This window comes from Vibrio makurazakiensis (genome assembly GCF_050337375.1).
GTDB lineage: Bacteria > Pseudomonadota > Gammaproteobacteria > Enterobacterales > Vibrionaceae > Vibrio > Vibrio makurazakiensis.
In genome coordinates this window covers 1-3,437 of record NZ_JAKJSW010000317.1, presented here as the reverse complement: position 1 = coordinate 3,437, position 3,437 = coordinate 1, and the positions used below count along the sequence as shown (strand labels likewise).

Sequence of the window (3,437 nt, the reverse complement as noted above, 5' to 3'; positions counted from 1 at the left end):
CGATAAATCAGCTCATTCGTGGCTTTGAATTTAACACCTGCTTGAACAGGTTTTGCATTTGTAATCCCTAGTTGGGTTAGTTCTTCAACTAATAAATTCTCAAGGCCGTTTGAGGTCACCGCTAGATATTGATTCATAGTGTTCTTTTATTGGTAAAAATGACCTCGATTATACCTGACTTTCGTTCCATAGCATCACACTAACTGACTCTTTTCTCTCTCCAATAACGTAATTGCTCACCAAATAACCTCAATCACGAAACCTTGAGATGCCGATTAATTTGCCCAAAAATCGGTAGTGACTAACTATTCACTTTAAATCTGGACTATACCAATACTGATTTCTAGGTGTAATTTTGCTACTATTGGAGGTAAAACGGGAATTAAATGAGCTTTCCACCTGATAGAAAGTGAAAATAACGTTTAATTGGTGGATAAAAAACGAGCGGCYTGTCCCAGTTATTTATTCATCACAAGGGTGAGTTCTTCGGAAAAGGCTTTCTTACAGGCAAAAAAAATCAGCCATAAGGCTGATTGATGTAAGTTTGTGGTTAACTAGATGCTCAGTAAACGACAGGTCACATATATAAAATATACGTATTGCTAGCCTACTAAAGCCATAGGACCGATGCTTGCTATTGAATTTGCACAAACCATTCTGTCATGCATTACTTTAATATAGTCACCAAAGCGTAGAACTTTAGAGCCCGCTAGCAAGAACTCTTCCAATTCAATTGAAACACATAAACTAGAGCTATCCCCCACCTCAAGAACAATAAAGTGACCGTCATTCAGCTCATTGCTAAGACGCACTATATCGCCTTCTCGGGGGTCATGATGATAGGCCGATTGTGTATCGAAAAACCAACTTTTGGGTTGGACAGGTTTGTGGAAGCGCTTTGCAGCAACACAATACAAAGCAAGCTCGGCTTGTCTTGGTTCAGATAAATCTAAACAACTGATTTTTTCTTTGAAGATTTGATAGGCGGATGCATCATCGACAGTGAATTCATTATTTTTAAAAGCACATTGCACCAACGTCTTTTTCACAAGGTTGGTTTTGAATACCATATCCTGTCCAAGGTTTAGCATTAACGAACATTCTTGATCGCTATAATACCAATTCCATGTATCGCTGGGTTTAAGCATTGCATCGTCTCACACTGATTACATTCCGTTAGGTAAAACGCTTAATTACCTTCCTAATAGAGTAATTTTACTAGTCGTAAGACAAAAAAAAAGAGGAAATGAATTCCTCTTTTTTCTGTTTAAAACTGTAAGTTCAACCAGTTACAGGCTTTACGATAGGTTCTTTACAATATCTTTAACCAGTGACGGACCTTTATAAATGAAGCCAGAGTAAACTTGGACTAGTTTTGCGCCAGCCATCATTTTCTCTTTTGCAGCAACATATGAGTCAACACCACCTACCCCAATGATCGGGATCTCTTCACCAAGCTCTTCAWGCAAACGACGAACAACTTCAGTACTACGAGATTGAACCGGACGACCGCTTAAGCCACCAGCTTCGTTTGCATGTTTCATTCCTTCAACAATGCTACGATCTAAAGTTGTGTTCGTCGCAATGACGCCATCGATCTTGTTTTTGATCAACGACTCACAAATCTGACTAATTTCRTCGTCACTAAGATCTGGTGCGATCTTTAATGCTAGTGGTACATATTTCCTGTGCTTTTCTTCTAGCTCTTTTTGCTTCACTTTAAGTTCAGCAAGAAGATCATCTAGCGCTTCACCGTATTGAAGAGAACGAAGACCAGGAGTGTTCGGAGAAGAAATATTCACCGCGATGTAACCCGCGTATTGATATACCTTTTCCATACAGATAATGTAATCTTCTGCGCCCTTCTCTATCGGCGTGTCCTTGTTTTTACCAATGTTGATGCCTAAGACACCATCATAGTTAGACTTTTTAACATTCTCTACAAGGTTATCGACACCAAGGTTATTGAAACCCATGCGGTTGATAATCCCTTCGGCTTCAACTAAGCGAAACAAACGAGGTTTGTCATTGCCTGATTGAGGACGTGGAGTAACCGTTCCTACTTCAACAAATCCAAAGCCCATAGCACCAAATGCATCAATACATTCGCCGTTTTTATCAAGGCCGGCAGCTAAACCAACTGGGTTTTTGAAAGTCAGACCCATGCATTCAACAGGTCTATTTGGAAGTTGTTGGCGGTACGCTAGATCGAGAGGTGTACCCGTAAAACGTTTGAAGTTTTGGATTGCGAGATCATGTGCCTTTTCGGCATCAAGTTGGAAAAAGCCAGTTCTGGCTAGACGGTAAAGCATTTTGCCTCCGGTAAAAAAAAGCCCCGTGTAAACGGGGCGATATTATTGACTTATTTGCACATTAATACAATGACTTTCCATCATGTAAGCGTGGTTGTTATAGGCGTAACTCTTCTCTAACACACAAAATAGTCACCAAAACACAATGACATACGTCCAATAAAAAAGGACAAGCTAGAGACTTAACCCAGCTTGCCCTCTTTATTATCCATCCACTAAGTTATTTAGCTTGGAATGCGTTATTAATCACTTGATGAACAGTTCAAATTTAGCAACATCAATTCACGTAATGCTACTGAGAACTTAGCAAACTCGTGAACAGAGCCAACTTTGAATTCGTTAAGAATGCTTTCCCATCTGTGTAACGAAATAGCATTGCTTTCCATCCACTCATCAAGAGCTTTAATTACATCAAGTTCTTCAACAGAGCAGCCACAGTTCAATACTTGTCCCGTTAACTGGCGTTGCTGCCAATCTAGGTCTTCTCTAAATGCTGCACGTGCAAGCGCTTGCCAGTTATTATCAACGGCCTGGCTGTTAATTTGTTTTAAGAACCAATGCAAAGATAAACGGTCACCAAGATTAAAGTACAATTTAGACGCTTGTTGTACAGTTTTACCCGTTTCACGAGCCACTGTGGATATATCCAGTGCTGAGTACAAACTAGACAATCGAGCAACGTGATTCGCCAACTTCTCATCTACGCCCTTCTCAATCCAAGCACTTGCAATCACATTGTGTTCTTCAACTTCAGATTGAACAAGCATGTCATCAAGTGTGTCGATAATTGCATGAACATCACCTTGATAAAGTTCAACCAACGCCTTAACTGACTGCTTACCTTTACGGTTTCGTAATAACCAGCGACTTAAACGACGCATCGTTCTACGAACGTGGAAGATCAATTCATATTGGGCATCAGAACCTGCAATATTGTCTAGAGCTCGAATCTCTTTAAGAATGTCGCCTAAACCATAAATCTCACGTGAAGCAGCGTAAGCATTTGCAATATCAACAATATCAGCGCCCGTCTCTTCTTGAAGACGAGTAATGAAATTACATCCTCATTACTCGTCTTCAAGAAGAGACGGGCGCTGATATTGTTGATATTGCAAATGCTTACGC

Annotated in this window: 3 protein-coding genes and 1 pseudogene; all 4 read right to left on the bottom strand. The window is 40.2% G+C overall.

The window, feature by feature from the left end; genetic code table 11:
• The coding region (locus tag L4C33_RS20695) for a hypothetical protein (RefSeq protein WP_428814280.1) at window positions 1–137 on the bottom strand (137 nt) is incomplete at its 3' end.
• A gap of 465 nt (window positions 138–602) precedes the next feature.
• A complete protein-coding gene (locus L4C33_RS20690) occupies window positions 603–1,148 on the bottom strand; it encodes a cell division protein ZapC (protein ID WP_428814279.1) in 546 nt (181 codons plus the stop codon).
• A 150-nt stretch (window positions 1,149–1,298) separates the two neighbouring features.
• Window positions 1,299–2,312, bottom strand: a complete 1,014-nt coding sequence (gene pyrD / locus L4C33_RS20685; RefSeq protein WP_428814278.1) for a quinone-dependent dihydroorotate dehydrogenase — start codon at window positions 2,310–2,312, stop codon at window positions 1,299–1,301.
• Window positions 2,313–2,554: 242 nt separating this feature from the next.
• Window positions 2,555–3,376, bottom strand: a pseudogene (locus L4C33_RS20680) (NAD-glutamate dehydrogenase); the annotation flags it as partial.
• Between the last annotated feature and the right edge of the window lie 61 nt (window positions 3,377–3,437).

Excerpts from the sequence above, each read along its gene's own strand:
- L4C33_RS20690 (WP_428814279.1), bottom strand. The coding sequence starts at position 1,148 with ATGCTTAAACCCAGCGATACATGGAATTGGTATTATAGCGATCAAGAA.